General features: G+C 69.0%; 1 protein-coding gene. It reads left to right on the forward strand.

Translation table 11 applies throughout. From position 1 onward, the window contains the following. Positions 1-400 precede the first annotated feature (400 nt). Entirely contained in the window at positions 401-1279 is an 879-nt protein-coding gene (locus C5B99_RS18905; RefSeq protein WP_104245001.1) for a hypothetical protein, read from the forward strand. The last annotated feature ends 143 nt before the right edge of the window (positions 1280-1422 follow it).

Below are 1422 nucleotides of genomic sequence, written 5' to 3' on the forward strand. Positions count from 1 at the left end.
GGCCACAACTCTGCGCCGGTGCGGGGCGGGGCGGTGGGGGCCGGGTGGAGGAGGGAGGCGGGGGAGTGAGCCTCAGCCACAATGCCCATGTTCTTCACCTTGCTCTGGCCGAGCTGTCCACAGCTTTCGACGGTGCTCGTCGTGGCGGTCGCAACGCGTCTACGTTCGAGCAATGGGACAAGGTGGCGGCGCGGATGATGCTGACCGGCATGGAATCTCGGGTGCGGGCCCAGCGGGCCGAGCGGGCAGTGCAGGCCGTGCGGGCAGGCGGGAGCCGCGCATTCAGTTGCCGTTCGACCTGCGGTTCGCGGCATTCAGCGTGGCCGAGGCCCGAGCAGCAGGTGTCTCGAAGTCCCGGCTGCGCAACAGCGCTGAGGCGCGGCCATTCCGCGGAGTGCGCGTGCCGCAGCCGATGCCGGAACCGCAGACTGCCGAGGCCTCCGTCGGAGTGCGCGGGGCGAGTGACGAGTTCGCTGCCTTGGCCGCCCGCATGCAGGAGCTCGACCGCAGCTACTGGCCGGTCATGTCTCCGAACCAGGCGTTCGGCGGTGTCTCCGCCGCCCGGCTCTACGGACTGCCCCTTCCGTTGAGACTCCTGGCCGACGCGTTGGTCCATGTCATCGTGCCCAAGGGGAGGAACCCGCCCCGCGCGAAGGGCGTGACAGCGAGGTCCGTCCCGCCGCGCTTCTGGAGCCTCGGCCGGATCGGGGGTCTCCCAGTGGCCTCACCGGAGCTCACCTTTTGTCTCCTCGCCCGTCACTTGGACGAGCTTGAGCTCGTGCAGGTCGGCGACGCCCTCATCTCGGACGCGGACAACTATCCAGGGCGCACTTGGCCTCAAGCGCTGACGACGCGGGATCGTCTGGCAGCCATTGCTGATGCCTGGTCGGGATGCGCGGGCGCCGCCGTGCTGCGGTCTGCCACGCTGCGCATTCGCGAGCGCGTCGAGTCGCCTTGGGAGTCGACGACGCGGATCGCCTTGGTGGATTCCGGTTATCCGGAACCAGACATCAACGTCCCGCTCATGTCGGGAGCGCGCCAGGTGGCCCGAATCGACCTCGTCGATCGCGAAGCTCGCATCGGATACGACTACGAGGGCGACGGGCATCGCACGAGTCAGCGCCAGTGGCGCCTGGACATCACGCGCAGCAGGGAGATCGAGAGCGTGGGGATGCGGCACGTGCGTCTCACTGTCGCTGACCTCGTGCCTGCCGGTGGCCTGCAGGCCTTCACCGACTACGCGAAGCGGCTTCGCGCCGAACGTCTCGGGCAGGGCTGAAGGTTCCGGGAACGCGCTGTTTGCGGCGTTCGCGGCGACATAGTTGTGGCGTGGTGTGGTTGGCGAGCGGTTGTGGAGCACCGAGCCACAACTTTGGGTGCGGGTTGCGGGCGCGGGGGCGGGAACCGGGTGCGGGATGGGGC

This window comes from Pseudoclavibacter sp. Z016 (assembly GCF_002931215.1).
Taxonomy (GTDB): domain Bacteria; phylum Actinomycetota; class Actinomycetes; order Actinomycetales; family Microbacteriaceae; genus Pseudoclavibacter.